The sequence below is a fragment of the Enterobacter cloacae complex sp. P13B genome, assembly GCF_014895915.1.
GTDB classification, from domain to species: Bacteria; Pseudomonadota; Gammaproteobacteria; order Enterobacterales; family Enterobacteriaceae; genus Enterobacter; species Enterobacter bugandensis.
Genome location: NZ_JADBQN010000049.1, coordinates 17,860 through 35,199 on the forward strand (window position 1 = coordinate 17,860; position 17,340 = coordinate 35,199).

The following is a 17,340-nucleotide window of genomic DNA, read 5'->3' on the forward strand; positions in this document are numbered from 1 at the left end:
AACGCCCCCTGCATCAACGTATTACCCGCACAAAATAAGATTGTGCTGTATAAACGTCCAGTTTGAAAGGGTTTTCCTGCGAGGCGCTACGCAAAAAATAAAGGCCGAACGCGTCGGCCTTTTATCTCAGAGAGGAGGACTAGATCAGGCGGCGAGCCGCTTCAACCACGATTTTCACCGCGTGACTTTCGGTCTGCTTCATGGTTTCGGCGTTCGGGATCTCCTGCTGGGTACGGTTGACGATAACGCCCGCCACCATACCGGCACGCAGACCCTGGCTTGCGCACATGGTCAGCAGCGTTGCGGATTCCATCTCGTAGTTCATCACGCCCATAGACTGCCACTCTTCCATTGAGCCTTTGAAGCGGCTCACCACGCGGCCTGAGAAGGTGTCGTAACGCTCCTGGCCCGGATAGAAGGTATCAGAAGAGGCAGTTACGCCCACGTGAGTGGTTGCGCCCACGGATTTCGCCGCTTCAACCAGCGCGGTGGTGCACTCGAAGTCAGCCACTGCCGGGAATTCCATCGGTGCAAAGTGCAGGCTTGCGCCGTCCAGACGCACGGATGCGGTCGTCACCAGCACGTCGCCCACGTTAATGTGCGGCTGAATCGCGCCGGTGGTGCCGATACGCAGGAAAGTACGAATGCCCAGCTGCGCCAGCTCTTCCACGGCGATAGAGGTAGACGGGCCACCGATACCGGTAGAGCACACAATCACCGCTTTGCCATCCAGCTCTGCGCGCCAGGTGGTGAATTCACGATGGGCAGCCAGCTTGACCGGCTTATCCATCAGCGCGGCGATCTTTTCCACACGCTCTGGGTCGCCAGGGACGATAGCGAGCGTAGCCCCTTGTAAATCGTTTTTAGTGAGGCCGAGATGAAAAACATCAGACTTAGACATAGGTGACTCCTCTGTGGGTCGGTTAGTCAGAAGAAGTAAAACGGTACTTTACAGAAGCGGTAAGCATAATTTCGTGACGCATCTCACTATGAATGAAAATGATTGCATTGAATTTCCATAAAAAAGTGATTCACATCACATTAACAAGTTATATCGTCGGGTGCTGCACAAAAGATAGACCGTTTAAGGCACTGTGAGTTGTTAACCTGGTGTCTATATTTACCTTTGCGCTAACTCATTGGTACGGAGAATGCCATGACTGAAAAAACCGGATTTGCACCTGCTGCGGCTCCGCATGCTTCAACCATCGTCTCAACGTCTGAAGACGCCATCACGGCAGGTGAGACCTCTATTCCCTCGCAGGGAGAGAACATGCCTGCTTATCACGCACGACCAAAATCGGCGGACGGCCCGCTGCCCATCGTGATTGTGGTTCAGGAAATTTTCGGTGTTCACGAACATATTCGCGACCTCTGCCGCCGCCTGGCGCTTGAAGGCTATCTGGCCGTTGCGCCAGAGCTCTACTTCCGTCAGGGCGATCCGAATGACTACAGTGATATCCCGACGCTGTTCAGCAACCTGGTCAGCAAAGTGCCGGACGCGCAGGTGCTGGCAGACCTCGACCACGTCGCCAGCTGGGCGGCGCGCAACGGCGGCGACCCGCACCGCTTAATGGTCACCGGTTTCTGCTGGGGTGGACGCATTAGCTGGCTGTATGCCGCGCATAACCCGCAGCTGAAAGCCGCCGTTGCCTGGTACGGCAAACTGGTGGGCGAAAAGACGCTGAACTCACCGAAGCATCCGGTTGATATCGCTACCGATCTCAATGCCCCGGTGTTAGGGCTGTATGGCGGCCAGGATACCGGCATTCCGCTTGATACCGTCGAGACGATGCGCCACGCGCTGCGGGCGGCGAACGCGAAGGCCGAAATCGTGGTGTATCCCGATGCCGGACACGCGTTTAATGCCGATTATCGTCCGAGCTATCACGCGGAATCCGCTAAAGATGGCTGGCAGAGAATGCTGGCATGGTTTAGCCAGTACGGCGGGAAGAAAGCATAAAAAAAAGCCCGGGGGGCGGCTGCGCCTTACCGGGCCTGCGCGTCATCAAGCCTGACGTAAGTTCTGCGCCGCCTTCACCATGTTGGCGAGCGCCGCACGCGTCTCCGGCCAGCCGCGGGTTTTCAGGCCGCAGTCCGGGTTTACCCACAGGCGTTCCGCCGGGATGCGCTGAGCGGCTTTTCTCAGCAGCGCCTCAATCCACTCCACGCTCGGCACGTTCGGGGAGTGAATGTCATACACGCCCGGCCCAATTTCGTTCGGGTAGTCGAACTCTTCAAACGACTCCAGCAGCTCCATGTCTGAACGCGAGGTCTCGATGGTGATCACGTCTGCATCCAGCGCGGCAATCGAATCCATGATGTCGTTAAATTCGCAGTAACACATATGGGTGTGGATCTGGGTGTCGTCCTTCGCCACTGCGGCGTTGATGCGGAATGCTTCCACGCCCCACTGCAGGTAAGCATCCCAGTCGCTGCGGCGCAGCGGCAAACCTTCGCGCAGCGCCGGTTCGTCAATCTGGATGATGCCAATCCCCGCCGCCTCCAGATCCGCCACTTCATCACGCAGCGCCAGCGCGATCTGTTTGGCGATGGTTTCACGGGTCACGTCTTCGCGCGGGAACGACCAACAGAGAATTGTCACCGGGCCGGTCAGCATGCCTTTTACCGGCTTGTCGGTCAGGGACTGGGCGTACTTCGCCCACTCCACCGTGATCGGTTCCGGGCGGCTGACGTCCCCAATGACCACCGGCGGCTTCACGCAGCGGGAGCCGTAGCTCTGCACCCAGCCATTCTGGGTAAAGACGAAGCCGTCCAGGTGTTCACCGAAGTATTCGACCATGTCGTTACGCTCGGCTTCGCCGTGCACCAGCACGTCCAGCCCGAGGCGTTCCTGCTCGATAATCGCCTGCTTGATGTGTTCCGCAATGCCGGTGCGGTAATGATTCGCGTCCAGATTGCCCTTTTTGAAGTCCAGACGCAGGCCGCGGATCTCGGTAGTTTGCGGGAATGAACCGATGGTCGTGGTCGGCCACGCGGGAAGATTGAAGCGGGCGCGCTGGGCTTCGGCACGTACCTCGTACGGGCTCTGACGCTGGCTGTCCCGGGCGGTGATGGCCGCCAGACGTTTTTCCACCGCCGGGTTGTGCACGCGAGCCGAGTGACGACGCGCCTGAATCGGTGCGCTCCAGTCGGTAATCGCCGCCGTATCGCCGCTGTTGAGCGCGTCGCGCAGCAGTGCCAGCTCTTCACATTTTTGCAGGGCGAAGGCAAACCAGCTCTTCACTTCAGGGTCGAGACGGGTCTCCACGCTCAGATCGATCGGACTGTGCAGCAGCGAGCAGGATGAAGCCACCCACAGCTCGCGTTTGCCGACGATGTCTTTAATTTGGGCGTATTTCTCGCTCAGATCGGCGCGCCAGACGTTACGGCCGTTGACCAGACCGGCGGAGAGCAACCACTCCTCAGGCAGGCGCTCGTGCAGCTCTGCGACATCGTCCTTACCGTGAACCAGGTCAACGTGCAGGCCCTGAACCGGCAGCGCGGTGATAGTGTCGAGGTTTGGCGTCACGCCCTCGAAATAGGTGGTCAGCAGCAGCTTCACCTGGCCGGTGAGCGCGTCATACGCCGGTTTGAAGGCATCGAGCCACTCCTGCGGCAGCTCCAGCACCAGCGCGGGTTCGTCGATTTGCACCCACTGAATGCCGCGCTTGCCCAGCTCAATCAGCACCTGCTTATATACCGGCAGAATATCGTTCAGCAGGCTGAGGCGGTCAAATTGTTCGCCCTTCACTTTACCCAGCCACAGGTAGGTTACCGGCCCCAGCAATACGGGCTTCACCTGGTGGCCCAGCGCCAGCGCTTCATCCACTTCGTCCAGAAGCTGCGTCCAGGTCAGCGTAAACTGCTGACCTTTGACGAACTCCGGCACCATATAGTGATAGTTGGTGTTAAACCACTTGGTCATTTCCGCCGCTGCCGCTGGCTCACCCGTTGGCGCGCGGCCACGGCCGATGCGGAACAGGGTGTCGATATCCACCGATCCATCTTTGTTCTGATGACGAGCCGGCACGTTGCCCAGCAGCAGGCTGGTCGTCAGAACATGGTCGTACCAGGCGAAATCGCCCACCGGCAGCAGGTCAATACCCGCCTGTTTTTGCTGATCCCAGTGACGGGCGCGCAGCTCCCGCCCCACCGCCAGGAGTTCTTCACGGGAGGCGTTGCCCGCCCAGTAGCTTTCTTGCGCTTTTTTCAGCTCGCGACGCAGGCCAACGCGAGGAAAACCGAGAGTGTGAGTGCGGATTGTCATGGTATGCCCCTTGTCAAATTTGTTATTTAGACGTCCAGATGTTTACACATCTATAATTGGCAGGTACTGTATATTCCTCAAGCGCAAAATGTTCATGGCGGAGTGAAGGACTTTCATGATCGAGATTAAACACCTGAAAACGCTACAAGCGTTGCGGAATTGCGGTTCGCTCGCGGCGGCGGCGGCCACGCTGCACCAGACCCAGTCCGCCCTTTCTCACCAGTTCAGCGATCTGGAACAACGCCTCGGATTTCGTCTTTTTGTGCGTAAGAGCCAGCCTTTGCGCTTTACGCCGCAGGGTGAAATTCTTCTTCAACTGGCGAATCAGGTACTGCCGCAGATCGCCAGCGCGCTGCAGGCGTGTAACGAGCCGCAGCAGACCAAACTGCGGATCGCCATTGAGTGCCACAGCTGTATTCAGTGGCTGACCCCCGCGCTTGAGAACTTCCGCCAGAAGTGGCCGCAGGTGGAAATGGACTTTAAATCCGGCGTGACGTTCGACCCGCAGCCCTCGCTCCAGCAGGGCGAGCTGGATCTGGTGATGACGTCCGACATCCTGCCGCGCAGCGGCCTGCACTATTCGCCGATGTTCGATTTTGAGGTGCGTCTGGTGCTGGCGCCGGACCATCCGCTGGCGGCCAAAACGCGCATTACGCCGGAAGATCTGGCGACAGAAACGCTGCTGATTTACCCGGTTCAGCGCAGCCGCCTGGATATCTGGCGTCATTTCCTGCAGCCGGCAGGCATCAGCCCGCAGCTGAAAAGCGTGGATAACACCCTGCTGCTGATCCAGATGGTGGCGGCCAGCATGGGTATCGCGGCGCTGCCGCACTGGGTGGTGGAGAGCTTTGAACGCCAGGGTCTGGTGGTCACCAAAACCCTGGGGGAAGGACTGTGGAGCCGGCTGTACGCCGCCGTGCGCGATGGCGAGCAGCGTCAGCCGGTTACGGAGGCGTTTATTCGCTCAGCGCGGAACCACGCGTGCGACCATCTTCCGTTTGTGCGGAGCGCGGAGCGACCCAGCGGCGATGGACCCACAGTGAAGCCAGGATCACCGCCCCCCCAATAAGGAAGCTCGGCCAGTGCGGCTGTTCCTGCCAGATGGCAAGGTTCACCAGCAGCCCCGCCGGGACGTGCACGTTGTTCATGATCCCCAGCGTACCGGCGTCTACCTGCGTAGCGCCGTAGTTCCACATAAAGTACCCCAGCCCCGACGCCACCACGCCCAGCCAGACCAGAACGCTCCACTGCACGGTGGTGGTCGGCAGCTTTTGCGGGTTGCCGAGCATAAACCACGCCGCCACCGCGACGATCGCCGCGCCCATATAGAACCACGCAAACGCGTTGTGCTGCGGCATCGGGCGGGTTTCCATCAGGCGCTTATAGCCCACCATACCAATGGCAAAGCTGATGTTGGCAAGCTGGACGAACATCAGCCCTGTCCAGAAGTGATCGCTCACTTTGTCGTAGCGAATGATCGCCGCGCCAATAACCGCCAGCGCGGCGCTTAGCAGATATCCCCAGCGCAGGCGGCGCCTGCTGAGCAGATCGTAAATCAGCGTGATATAGAGCGGCGTCAGCACGGTAAAGAGCAGGAATTCGGAGACGGACAGGTAGACGTAAGCCCGGAAGCTGAACAGATACATGATGCCAAGCTGCATCGCCCCCACCAGCATGTACAGCAGAATGGTTTTCAGCGATTGCCCGCGCGTGCGCAGGAACGGCAGGAACACCAGCGCCGCCAGCCCCACGCGCATCAGCACCGAGAAGTAACTGTCGACCGAACCGGCAAGGTATTCGCCAATCAGGCTAAAGGAGAAGGCCCACAGGATAGTGGTGATAATGAGTAGCGCCACAATGCTTGTCTCTCAGAAAGAAGGACAGGCATTGTAGCGAACTCTTTAGTTGACAACTGAACAATAAACAACCGAATGAAGATTATTCAAGGAACAGTTTGCGCAGGTATTTCGGTACCGCGTTGTCTGCGTTGGTGCCGATGACTTCCAGCTCCGGATGCAGATCCTTCAGGCGCTGGTGCGCGTTTTCCATGATGCAGCCTTTGCCCGCCATAGAGAGCATCTCGGCGTCGTTCATGCCGTCGCCAAAGGCGATACAGTCTTTAAGCGCGAAGCCCAGACGTTTCGCAACCGCTTCGAGCGCGTGACCTTTAGAAACGCCGCCCGCCATCACTTCCAGACAGGTCAGGGTAGAGAAGCTCACGTTGACGCGATCGCCCCAGCGGGCGTTGATCGCCTGCTCAAGCGGCAGCAGCTCTTCGTGGCTGTCGCAGGTGAAGAACACCTTGCTGATCCCCTCTGGATCCAGCAGGCCCGGCTCATACAGGGAGTAGTTGAATACCGCTTCCTTGAAGAAACGCATTTCATCCGGGCGGTGGCGGTTCATGAACCATTCGTCGTCACGGTATACGTTGGTGACGATAGCCGGATTGTTATGCACCACGCCGAAGAGATCGGCGGCAATATCGCGATCCAGGTTATGGGTGAAGATCAGGTTGCCGTCGGTATCATGCACGCGCGCACCGTTGGAGGTGATCATGTACGACTTGATCTCCAGATTATCGCGGATCTGCCCCACGTCCACGTGGTGGCGGCCGGTAGCGAACACAAAGTTCACGCCACGGGCGGTCAGAAGCTTTAAGGTCTCTTTCGCATAAGGCGACAGGGTGTGGTCGGGGGAAAGCAGCGTGCCATCTAAATCAGATGCAACAACCTGGTACATAGGAAAATTTAACCTCAATAGAAAATCAGTTATGCCGGTCGAAAAACTCGACGATGGCGTTAAGCGCGACTGAGCGCATAGCGTCCTTTTCAAAAAGGATCTCATGGTACGCGCCGTTGATGACCAGCGGTTTACCCCCTTCACAAGGGTGACCGGCGGCAGCGCGCAGTTCACAATAGCGGTCATGCATGCGGTTATCCACCACACGCTCTTCTTCCGCCTGAATCAGAAGCGTCGGCGTGTCATCATCACCTACGCCTGCCAACACCTGCTCACCGGCCAGAATACCCTCACGCACCCAGTGCCAGGTCGGGCCGCCGACGCGCAAGCGCGGTTCATCGGCATAAAAGCGCAGGTTGCGGCGATAGCGCTGCCGACTGTGAGTTAAGACGTTGATGGCGAACGGCAATGCGCGCCAGCGTCCGGTTCCGATGGCATAGCCTTCACGAATGCGCTGATGGCCCTCAGCCCAGTCGAGAAGATGGCGCACCATCCAGTCGGGAAAACGAATGACAATACCGTACATCGGCGCGGTGAGCGCAATGGCGTCGCACTGGTGCTCATACCGCTGCAAAAACAGCGTCGAAATGGCGCCGCCCATGGAGTGCGCAAGGATGTACCGCTTGCGCCAGGGGCCGGGCTGAACTTCCTGCTGCCAGAACGCGGCAAAATCGTCGACGTAATCGCTGAAGTGATCCACATGCCCGCGGTGCGTATCCGGCAGCATGCGCCCGGACAGCCCCTGCCCACGGTGGTCGATGATCAGCACGTCAAACCCCATGTTGACCAGGTCGTAGGCCAGCTCGGCATATTTAACGTAGCTTTCGATACGCCCGGGGCAGACCACGATCACCCGGTCATTTTTTTCATTGCGGAAGCGAACGAAGCGCACCGGGATACCCCCGACGCCCGTAAACTCGTCTTCCTCACGCTGCCGCCAGAAATCGGTCAGCGGCCCCATTGAGAAAGCAGCAAACGCGTTTTCTCGTGTTTCCCAGTCCTTTTTCTGCTGAAACATTGGGTTTCCACTCACGTAATCCAGGGAATATCGTTTTTTTTCGTCACTGGTCACAAAATGACTCAACAATAGCGTATTGTGGCATAAAAATAGACGGTTCGGGAGCTTCAAATGACCTTCGAGTGGTGGTTCGCCTACCTGCTGACATCAATCATCCTTAGCCTTTCACCCGGCTCTGGCGCCATTAACACTATGACCACCTCCATCAACCACGGCTATCGCGGTGCGGCGGCGTCCATTGCCGGTTTACAGACCGGGCTCGGCATTCATATTGTGCTGGTGGGGATTGGTCTGGGGACGCTGTTCTCTCGTTCGGTGCTGGCGTTTGAAGTGCTGAAGTGGGCCGGTGCGGCGTATCTGATTTGGCTCGGTATCCAGCAGTGGCGCGCGGCAGGCTCGATTGACCTGAATACGCTCTCCAGGACGCAAACGCGCGGCCATCTGTTTAAGCGCGCGGTGTTCGTGAACCTGACGAACCCGAAAAGCATCGTGTTCCTCGCCGCCCTGTTCCCACAGTTTATCGTGCCACATCAGCCCCAGGTGATGCAGTACGTGGTGCTGGGCGCGACCACCATCATCGTCGATATCATCGTGATGATTGGTTACGCGACGCTGGCGCAGCGGATAGCGGCGTGGATTAAAGGGCCTAAGCAGATGAAGGCCCTGAATAAAGTCTTTGGTTCGCTGTTTATGCTGGTTGGCGCGCTGCTTGCGTCAGCGCGTCATGCTTAGCGAGAGATGATGAGATGAATGCCGAAGCCGGCGAACAGCGCGCCGGCAAAGCCGTCGATCCACTTCGCGATGCGCTGATAGCCGCGGCGCATCGCCGGTAAGGCGAACAGGCTGGCAACAATAGTGAACCAGGCGAACGTCTCAACAACGATCAGCAGGAAGATCCCCCAGCGCGCGCCTGCGCCGACGCTGTCACCAACAAACAGCGAGAACACGGATCCGAAATAGATAATCGCTTTCGGGTTTGCCAGGTTAGTCAGGAGCCCTTTTACAAAGCTGCGGCCGCCCGTTGCCAGCTCTACCTTTGGCTCTTCCGGTTTTTTCTCTTCTTTCTTCAGCGCCCCGCGCAGCATCTGGTAGCCCATCCAGCACAGGTACAGCCCGCCGCCAACCATAATGATATTATGCAGCCAGGCCATCTTCGCCAGGATCAGGTTCAGACCGAGCAGCGCGACCGCCGCCCAGACCATAACGCCCATGGTAATACCGAGCACGCCCATCATCGCCTCTTTGCGGGAGCGGCTGACGGCAGTTTGCGACACGAAGAAAAAGTCTGGGCCAGGGCTCATCAGCGCAACGATGTGCACTAACGCCACGGTGAGAAATAGCATTAACATAATTAGCTCGCGGGGAAATAATTCAGTGAGTCATCATCCTGGCACTTTTTCGCCCGTCTGACTACTCCTCATCATCACCATCGGCGTGAGAGCGGATAAGCGCCATAAACTCTTTACCGAAGCGCTCCAGCTTGCGCGTCCCCACGCCGTTAACGCTGAGCATTTCGCTGGCGCTGAGCGGCATCTGCTCGGCCATCTCAATCAGCGTCGCGTCGTTGAACACCACGTATGGCGGGATGTTCTCTTCATCCGCAATGGCCTTGCGCAGCTTACGCAGCTTGGCAAACAGCTTGCGGTCATAGTTACCGCCGTAGGATTTTTGCATCACCCGCGGCTTGAGGGCGACCACGCGCGGCACGGCGAGCTTGAGCTCAACGTCACCGCGCAGCACCGGACGCGCCGCTTCGGTCAACTGTAGCGCGGAGTGCTGGGCAATGTTCTGTGTGGCAAAGCCGAGGTGGATCAGCTGACGAATAATGCTGACCCAGTGCTCGTGGCTCTGGTCTTTACCGATGCCGTAAACCGGCAGCTTGTCGTGCCCCATGTCGCGGATACGCTGGTTATTGGCACCGCGCAGTACTTCCACCACGTAGCCCATCCCGAAGCGTTGATTCACGCGATAAATGGTCGAGAGCGCTTTGCGCGCGTCCATCAGGCCATCGTACTGCTTTGGCGGATCGAGGCAGATATCGCAGTTGCCGCACGGCTCCTGTCGCCCTTCACCAAAGTAGTTGAGCAGCACCAGACGGCGGCAGGTTTGCGCTTCAGCGAAGGCACCCATCGCGTTGAGCTTGTGGCGCTCGATGTCCTGGAGCTGTCCCTGCGGCTTCTCTTCCAGACAGCGGCGCAGCCACGCCATATCGGCCGGATCGTAAAACAGCATCGCTTCCGCAGGCAGGCCGTCACGCCCGGCGCGGCCGGTCTCCTGATAGTAGGATTCGATATTGCGCGGAATGTCGAAATGCACCACAAAGCGCACGTTGGGCTTGTTGATCCCCATCCCGAACGCCACCGTTGCGACCACGATTTGCAGGTCGTCGCGCTGGAATTTCTCCTGCACATCGGCGCGGATGTGGTTCTCCAGCCCGGCGTGATAGGCCGCGGCGCTAAAGCCACGGTTTTGCAGACGCGCGGCGGTGTCTTCCACCTTCGCACGGCTGTTGCAGTAGATGATGCCGGACTTGCCGCGCTGCTCCTGAACGTAGCGCAGGAGCTGATCCAGCGGCTTGAATTTTTCCATCAGCATGTAGCGGATGTTCGGGCGGTCGAAGCTGCTGACCTGAATATACGGGTCGTTCAGCCCCAGCAGGCGAACAATGTCCAGACGCGTGGTGTCGTCCGCCGTGGCGGTAAGCGCCATAAACGGCAGTTCAGGGAAGCGCTGACGCAGCTGGCCAAGGGCGGCATATTCCGGGCGGAAATCGTGTCCCCACTGGGAGATACAGTGCGCTTCATCCACCGCCAGCAGGACCGGGTTCCAGTGCGCGAGATGGTCGAGGAAGTTATCCAGCATCAGGCGTTCCGGCGCGATATACAGCAGGCGGATCTGCCCGGTGCGGCATCCGGCCATCACCTCTTGCTGCTGCTCGCGGGTTTGGGTCGAGTTCAGGCAGGCCGCCGCCACGCCGTTGGCGAGCAGCTGGTCAACCTGGTCTTTCATCAGGGAAATGAGAGGCGATACCACGACCGTCAGGCCGTTAAGCACCAGCGCGGGCACCTGATAACAGAGGGATTTACCGCCGCCGGTCGGCATCACCACCAGGCAATCGCGGCCTTCCAGCACGGTTTCAATGATGGTTTCCTGGCCGGGGCGGAACTGCTGGTAGCCAAAGGTTTCATGCAAAACCTGTTTAGCCAGCGACTCCTGATTCAATACTTCCGCCTGCGCCACGTTAACCCCATTTGCGAAAAATAAAACAGGCGCTATTTTCAGCGCCTGAGAGAGAAACTTCAACGTTTAACGCAAAAACATTCGAGCAGCTTAGAGAATATCGTTCAGCATTACGCCCACGCCAACGCGAGTCTGATTGAAGTTGTAGTCGATCAGCGACTCGCCGTAGCCGCTATACACCTGGGTATAGAGACGCACGTGCTTCGTCACCGGGTAGCTCAGACCGAGCTCCGCACCGCCGTAGCCGGTGTTCCAGTTGTACTGGCCTTTCGCGCTCAGCACGGCATCACCAAGCTGGTAGCCGACCTTGAGCTGGTAGTAGCCCATATATTTGGTGATATCCGGGTTGTCATCGGTGCTGCCGACCACATACCACGGCTTCACTTCCACCATCCAGTTACCGTTCTGCGCCATCAGGCGCGTATAGGCGCGGTTCCAGCTACGGGAGGTTGGATCGGAACGTCCGTTAGAATCATGGTTAAAGCCCACTTCGACGTCGCGCAGCGTCCAGCCAGCAAATTCATAGTCCGTTGCGAAGCCGAGGAAAAGCTGCGGCTCATAGTTGGTTTCACGGAACGGTGAAGATTCTCCGCTGTTGGAGAGCTGCCACCAGGATTTCTGCGTATAAGACGCGCCGAGCACCGAGTTTGGCCCCAGAATACCGCGCCAGAACGGGAACGCGAGGCTAAGCTGGAACTTCACCTCATCCTTACGCGCATTATCAGACCAGTTATAGGAGCTTATCGCTTCTTTGTTGAGATCGCTGGTTTGGGTATAAATCACGTAGTTCGTGTCATACGGGTAGAGCGTGAACGGATTGTCATGCTCCTGCAGCATATTGGCGATAATGCTGCCCTTAACGGCAGGTTTATCATGGACTTCTTTAATCGTCGCTTCCTGCGCATATGCTGTGAGGGGCAGCGCAACCGCCGCCAGTAACCAGGCCAGATACGTCCGCATCGGTGGTGTTCTCCTGCAAAGAGTAAAATTACCTGAATAGTTATGAGGCGAACATTCTACAGACTTCTGCGATAACTGCTGCATCCTCGTTTCTGAAAGTGGAATTCCTTATTGCTGAAGCATAAAATCAACATTTCATTAACAATAAGGATGTAATGCCTCATGTCAGCCATGCTTACCGTCGAAGAAGTGTTAAAACTCGTGGGCGAGATTTTTGTTTACCATATGCCGTTTAACCGTGCACTGGGTCTTGAGCTGGAGCGTTACGAGAAAGAGTTTGCCCAGCTGAGTTTCAACAACCAGCCGATGATGGTGGGTAACTGGGCGCAAAGTATTCTGCACGGCGGGGTGATTGCCTCCGCGCTGGACGTGGCGGCAGGTCTTGTCTGCGTGGGCAGTACGCTGACGCGCCATGACACCATCAACGAAGATGAACTCCGCCAGCGTCTGGCGCGCATGGGCACCATTGATTTACGCGTCGACTATCTTCGCCCGGGGCGCGGAAACCGCTTTACCTGCACCAGCAGCCTGCTGCGTGCCGGGAACAAAGTTGCCGTTGCCCGCGTTGAGCTGCATAACGAGGAGCAGGTTTATATCGCCAGCGCAACCGCCACTTATATGGTGGGTTGAGGCGGCAAATTCGGGTAAAATTGATTCACTTTTTTGTAACGGATTTTCCCGATGGATGCTAAACAGACGCGGCAGGGCGTTTTACTCGCCCTTGCCGCTTATTTTATTTGGGGTATCGCCCCGGCGTACTTCAAATTTATCGCCTATGTTCCGGCCGACGAGATCCTCACTCACCGCGTCATCTGGTCGTTTTTCTTCATGATCGCGCTGATGAGCATCAGCCGTCAGTGGTCCGGCGTTAAAACGCTGCTGCAAACCCCTAAAAAGGTCTTCCTGCTGGCGCTTTCTGCGGTGCTGATCGGCGGCAACTGGCTGCTGTTTATCTGGGCGGTAAATAACCACCACATGCTCGAAGCGAGCCTGGGGTACTTCATTAACCCGCTGGTGAATATCGTGCTGGGGATGATTTTCCTCGGCGAACGCTTCCGCCGGATGCAGTGGGTGGCGGTGATTCTGGCCTTCTGCGGCGTGCTGGTGCAGCTGTGGACGTTTGGCTCGCTGCCGGTTATCGCCCTCGGTCTGGCGTTCAGCTTTGCTTTTTACGGCCTGGTACGTAAGAAAATCGCGGTGGAAGCGCAAACCGGGATGCTGTTTGAAACCCTGTGGCTGCTGCCGGTGGCGGCGATCTATCTGTTCGGTATCGCCGACAGCGCCACCAGCCATATGGGCAGCAACCCGTGGTCGCTGAACCTGATGCTGATGGCGGCGGGCGTAGTGACCACCATTCCGCTGCTGTGCTTCACCGGTGCGGCAACGCGCCTGCGCCTCTCCACGCTGGGCTTCTTCCAGTACATTGGCCCGACGCTGATGTTCCTGCTGGCGGTGGTGTTTTACGGCGAAGTGCCGGGTGCGGATAAGATGGTGACCTTTGCCTTTATCTGGGTGGCGCTGGCGATTTTCGTCGCCGATGCGATTTATACCCAGCGCAGAACCCGCAGAGGAATGTAGGTGTTTTGTAGGGCGGGTAAGCGCAGCGCCACCCGCCAGATTTTACAGCCAGTTCCGACGCTTAAAGTACAGATACGGCGCCAGCCCGGCGAGGATCATAAAGATAATCGCCCCCGGGTAGCCAAAGCTCCACTTCAGCTCCGGCATAAACTCGAAGTTCATCCCGTAGCTGGACGCCACCAGCGTCGGCGGCAGGAACACCACGGACACTACCGAGAAGATCTTGATGATGCGGTTCTGCTCGATGTTGATAAAGCCCATCGCCGCCTGCATCAGGAAGTTCACCTTCTGGAACAGGGATTCGTTGTGCGGCAGCAGGGATTCGATATCGCGTAAGATCTCACGCGCCTGCTCCAGCTGACCGCCCGGCAGACGCGCCTTGCGCACCAGGAAGTTCAGCGCGCGCTGGGTATCCATCAGACACAAGCGCACCTTCCAGCCGATATCTTCCAGCTCTGCCAGCGTCGAAAGCGCTTCGTCGTACTCATCCCCCTGATGGCCTTCCATGATCACGCGGCTCAGCTTTTCCAGATCGCTGTAGATGTTTTCAATTTCATCCGCCAGCTGTTCAATTTTAGTCTCGAACAGATCGAGCAGCAGCTCGTAAGCGTTGCCGTCCACCATCGCCTGGCTGCGGGCACGCATGCGGTAGAGACGAAACGCCGGCAGTTCGCGTTCACGCAGAGTAAACAGACGACCGTCGCGAATGGTAAACGCCACGGTGGAGTTGCCCGCGTGATCTTCCGCATCTTCAAAGAAGAAGAAGGAGTGAATGTGCAGGCCGTCTTCATCTTCAAAGAAACGCGCGGAGGCTTCGATGTCTTCCAGTTCCGGGCGGGTTGCCAGGCTTTGCCCCAGCTCAGATTGTACGCGAAGGCGTTCATCGTCGTCCGGCTCGACCAGATCCACCCATACGGCATCAATGAGGGGCTGTGACTCTTCGGCTTCAAGCCGAGTCAGTCGGTTATTTTCGAGTTGAAATGCGCTCAACATGACCGGGACTCCCAATGCAAAAAATATCGGACAGTTCGGTGGGCACACAGAAACAAATTGGGTTTCAGACCATTAAACAGCCTGACTCAGCGCGACGGGAATAATGCAGTCGCTGACAACCACTAAGGCCATCAGCATGAGGAGATAGCCTTAGGAGTTGTTCCTGGATGACAGGGAATTGAGCCAGTATCTACTGGGTGTGTCCAAGGCGAATGTCCTCTTAGCGTAATCGTGCGCGCATGTTACGCCAGCAGTAACTGTGGCGTCAACACGCAACGGAACGCTGAAGGGCATTAATTGACCTTCACTGTATAAGGCTAGCAGATTATTGCAAAATAATGATATTTTTCTGAATGTTAGACTGTTTCCAGCTTCGCGTAGGCCGCCACCAGCCATTTGATCCCCTGCCCCTGGAACGCGACCTGCAGGCGGCTGTGCTCGCCGCTGCCTTCCAGATTCACAATGGTACCTTCGCCAAACTTCGAATGGCGCACGCGCTGGCCCAGCTTGTAGCCGGTGTCGGTTTCAGAGATCGGCGAGCCCATGCGCGGATGGCTAACCGGACGGCTGATGCTCGCCCGCAGACGCACCTCTTCCACGCACTCTTCCGGCAGTTCGCCGATGAAGCGCGACGGACGGTGATAGACCTCTTTACCGTACAGGCGGCGGGTTTCAGCGTAGGTTAGCGTCAGCTTCTGCATCGCTCGCGTCACGCCCACGTAAGCCAGACGACGTTCTTCTTCCAGACGCCCGCCTTCATCGAGCGACATCTGGCTTGGGAACATGCCCTCTTCCATGCCGACGATAAACACCTGCGGGAACTCCAGACCTTTGGCGGAGTGCAGGGTCATCAGCTGAACCGCGTCCTGCCAGGTGTCCGCCTGCCCTTCACCCGCTTCCAGCGCGGCGTGAGAGAGGAACGCCTGCAGCGGCATCAGGTCTTCGTCTTCTTCGTTGTAGCTGAACTGGCGCGTTGCCGTGACCAGTTCCTCTAAGTTCTCTATACGGGTCTGCCCCTTTTCGCCTTTTTCCTGCTCGTACATGGTACGCAGCCCGGAGTCTTTAATCACCCGGTCAGTCTGCACGTGCAGCGGCATGTCGGCGGTTTCCTGCGCCAGGGCATCAATTAATTCCAGGAAGCGCTGGAGCGCGCTGGCCGCACGTCCGGCGAGGGCTTTTTCCTGCAGCAGCTCGCGGCACGCCTGCCACAGCGTCAACTGGCGATCGCGCGAGGCCTGACGCACCACGTCCAGCGTACGGTCGCCAATCCCGCGGGTCGGCGTGTTCACCACGCGCTCAAACGCCGCGTCGTCGTTGCGGTTGGCGATCAGGCGCAGATACGAAAGCGCATCTTTGATCTCCTGACGTTCGAAGAATCGCATGCCGCCGTAAATGCGGTACGGCATGCTCACCTGCAGCAGCGCCTCTTCCAGCACGCGCGACTGGGCGTTGCTGCGGTAGAGAATGGCGCACTGCTCCAGCGCGCCGCCGTTGTCCTGCCAGGTTTTGATGCGGTTCACCACGAAGCGCGCTTCGTCGAGCTCGTTGAAGGCGCAGTAAATCGAGATCGGTTCGCCGTCGACGCCGTCGGTCCACAGCTTTTTGCCCAGACGCCCGTTGTTGTTCTCAATCAGGGCGTTGGCCGCGCTCAGGATGTTGCTGGTTGAGCGATAGTTCTGCTCCAGACGGATGGTTTGCGCGCCGGGAAAATCGTTGAGGAAGCGCTGGATGTTCTCCACCTGCGCGCCGCGCCAGCCGTAGATCGACTGGTCGTCATCGCCCACGATCATCACCTTGCCGGTATCTCCGGCCAGCAGGCGGATCCACGCGTACTGGATGTTGTTGGTATCCTGGAATTCGTCCACCAGGATGTTGGTGAAGCGTTCGCGGTAGTGTTGCAGGATATGCGGTTTGTTCAGCCACAACTCGTGGGCGCGCAGCAGCAGCTCGGCGAAATCCACCAGGCCGGCGCGGTCGCACGCTTCCTGATAGGCCTTATAGACGTTCTGCCAGGTCTGCTCGACCGGATTACCGAAGCTCTGAATGTGGTGCGGACGCAAACCTTCGTCTTTCTGTCCGTTGATGTACCACATCGCCTGACGCGGCGGCCACTGCTTCTCGTCGAGGTTCATCGCCTTGATCAGGCGCTTCAGCAGACGGAGCTGATCTTCGCTGTCGAGGATCTGGAAATCCTGCGGCAGGTTAGCGTCCATATGGTGCGCGCGCAGCAGACGGTGCGCCAGGCCGTGGAAGGTGCCAACCCACATGCCGCCCTGGCTGGTGCCCATCAGCTGGGCGATACGGTGACGCATCTCCGCCGCCGCCTTGTTGGTAAACGTCACAGCCATAATCGAGTACGGTGAGCAGTTTTCCACGCTCTGCAGCCAGGCGATACGGTGAACCAGCACGCGTGTCTTACCACTCCCCGCCCCAGCCAGAACCAGCAGGTTGGTGCGCGAGGCGGCAACCGCGTCACGCTGTTTGTCATTAAGGCTGTCGAGCAGGTAAGAAACGTCCATTGGCACCGTCACGTCATGTCGGG

At 58.0% G+C, this 17,340-nt stretch carries 16 protein-coding genes; 5 read left to right on the forward strand and 11 right to left on the reverse strand.

Annotated elements, in window-relative coordinates; genetic code table 11:
• Positions 1–139: 139 nt before the first annotated feature.
• Positions 140–901: a uridine phosphorylase gene (gene udp / locus IM273_RS19685; protein WP_003860792.1), complete on the reverse strand. Its 762-nt coding sequence runs from the start codon at positions 899–901 to the stop codon at positions 140–142.
• Between the two features lie 255 nt (positions 902–1,156).
• Between udp and IM273_RS19690 the strand changes: the two genes are divergently transcribed.
• Positions 1,157–1,963, forward strand: coding sequence for a dienelactone hydrolase family protein (locus IM273_RS19690; protein ID WP_028014781.1), 807 nt, complete (start codon positions 1,157–1,159; stop codon positions 1,961–1,963).
• Positions 1,964–2,008: 45 nt separating this feature from the next.
• Here IM273_RS19690 and metE read toward each other — a convergent pair whose 3' ends face one another.
• Positions 2,009–4,270 carry a 5-methyltetrahydropteroyltriglutamate--homocysteine S-methyltransferase gene (metE, locus tag IM273_RS19695; RefSeq protein WP_192972108.1) on the reverse strand — a complete coding sequence of 754 codons (2,262 nt, stop codon included), beginning with the start codon at positions 4,268–4,270 and terminating at the stop codon, positions 2,009–2,011.
• A 115-nt stretch (positions 4,271–4,385) separates the two neighbouring features.
• Here metE and metR point away from each other — a divergent pair, with 115 nt between their 5' ends.
• Positions 4,386–5,339: an HTH-type transcriptional regulator MetR gene (gene metR / locus IM273_RS19700; protein WP_028014783.1), complete on the forward strand. Its 954-nt coding sequence runs from the start codon at positions 4,386–4,388 to the stop codon at positions 5,337–5,339.
• Here metR and IM273_RS19705 read toward each other — a convergent pair.
• From IM273_RS19705 to pldB, 3 genes are all read right to left on the reverse strand, one after another.
• Positions 5,227–6,126, reverse strand: a complete 900-nt coding sequence (locus tag IM273_RS19705; protein ID WP_032644934.1) for a carboxylate/amino acid/amine transporter — start codon at positions 6,124–6,126, stop codon at positions 5,227–5,229. The two genes, metR and IM273_RS19705, sit on opposite strands and share 113 nt — an antisense overlap.
• A gap of 82 nt (positions 6,127–6,208) precedes the next feature.
• Positions 6,209–7,009, reverse strand: coding sequence for a sugar/pyridoxal phosphate phosphatase YigL (gene yigL / locus IM273_RS19710; RefSeq protein ID WP_028014784.1), 801 nt, complete (start codon positions 7,007–7,009; stop codon positions 6,209–6,211).
• A gap of 25 nt (positions 7,010–7,034) precedes the next feature.
• Positions 7,035–8,027, reverse strand: coding sequence for a lysophospholipase L2 (pldB, locus tag IM273_RS19715; protein ID WP_041911835.1), 993 nt, complete (start codon positions 8,025–8,027; stop codon positions 7,035–7,037).
• Positions 8,028–8,138: 111 nt separating this feature from the next.
• On the opposite strand from pldB, the gene rhtB reads away from it, so the two are divergent.
• On the forward strand, positions 8,139–8,759 hold the full coding sequence (gene rhtB, locus IM273_RS19720) for a homoserine/homoserine lactone efflux protein (protein ID WP_028014786.1): 621 nt from the start codon (positions 8,139–8,141) through the stop codon (positions 8,757–8,759).
• Here rhtB and rhtC read toward each other — a convergent pair.
• The 3 genes from rhtC to pldA all read right to left on the reverse strand — a co-directional run bounded on the left by rhtC (position 8,756) and on the right by pldA (position 12,227).
• Positions 8,756–9,376, reverse strand: a complete 621-nt coding sequence (gene rhtC, locus IM273_RS19725; RefSeq protein ID WP_010426287.1) for a threonine export protein RhtC — start codon at positions 9,374–9,376, stop codon at positions 8,756–8,758. The genes rhtB and rhtC overlap by 4 nt on opposite strands.
• 61 nt (positions 9,377–9,437) lie before the next feature.
• Positions 9,438–11,267, reverse strand: a complete 1,830-nt coding sequence (gene recQ, locus IM273_RS19730) for an ATP-dependent DNA helicase RecQ (RefSeq protein WP_032644788.1) — start codon at positions 11,265–11,267, stop codon at positions 9,438–9,440.
• A gap of 90 nt (positions 11,268–11,357) precedes the next feature.
• Positions 11,358–12,227 (reverse strand): phospholipase A, encoded by an 870-nt coding sequence (gene pldA / locus IM273_RS19735; RefSeq protein ID WP_063944128.1) that lies wholly within the window; start codon positions 12,225–12,227, stop codon positions 11,358–11,360.
• A gap of 162 nt (positions 12,228–12,389) precedes the next feature.
• Here pldA and yigI point away from each other — a divergent pair, with 162 nt between their 5' ends.
• Together yigI and rarD are read left to right on the forward strand one after the other, a co-directional pair.
• Positions 12,390–12,857: an acyl-CoA thioesterase YigI gene (gene yigI, locus IM273_RS19740; RefSeq protein WP_193051442.1), complete on the forward strand. Its 468-nt coding sequence runs from the start codon at positions 12,390–12,392 to the stop codon at positions 12,855–12,857.
• Positions 12,858–12,908: 51 nt separating this feature from the next.
• Entirely contained in the window at positions 12,909–13,805 is an 897-nt protein-coding gene (rarD, locus tag IM273_RS19745; RefSeq protein ID WP_048959726.1) for an EamA family transporter RarD, read from the forward strand.
• Between the two features lie 42 nt (positions 13,806–13,847).
• Here rarD and corA read toward each other — a convergent pair whose 3' ends face one another.
• The 3 genes from corA to uvrD all read right to left on the reverse strand — a co-directional run bounded on the left by corA (position 13,848) and on the right by uvrD (position 17,317).
• The gene (gene corA / locus IM273_RS19750; RefSeq protein WP_008501540.1) at positions 13,848–14,798 is read right to left on the reverse strand and encodes a magnesium/cobalt transporter CorA; all 951 of its coding nucleotides are present in this window, start codon (positions 14,796–14,798) and stop codon (positions 13,848–13,850) included.
• A gap of 150 nt (positions 14,799–14,948) precedes the next feature.
• Complete coding sequence (ysgD, locus tag IM273_RS22530) at positions 14,949–15,005, reverse strand: YsgD/CorL family protein (RefSeq protein ID WP_212743980.1); 57 nt, start codon at positions 15,003–15,005, stop codon at positions 14,949–14,951.
• Between the two features lie 149 nt (positions 15,006–15,154).
• On the reverse strand, positions 15,155–17,317 hold the full coding sequence (uvrD, locus tag IM273_RS19755) for a DNA helicase II (RefSeq protein WP_041911833.1): 2,163 nt from the start codon (positions 17,315–17,317) through the stop codon (positions 15,155–15,157).
• Between the last annotated feature and the right edge of the window lie 23 nt (positions 17,318–17,340).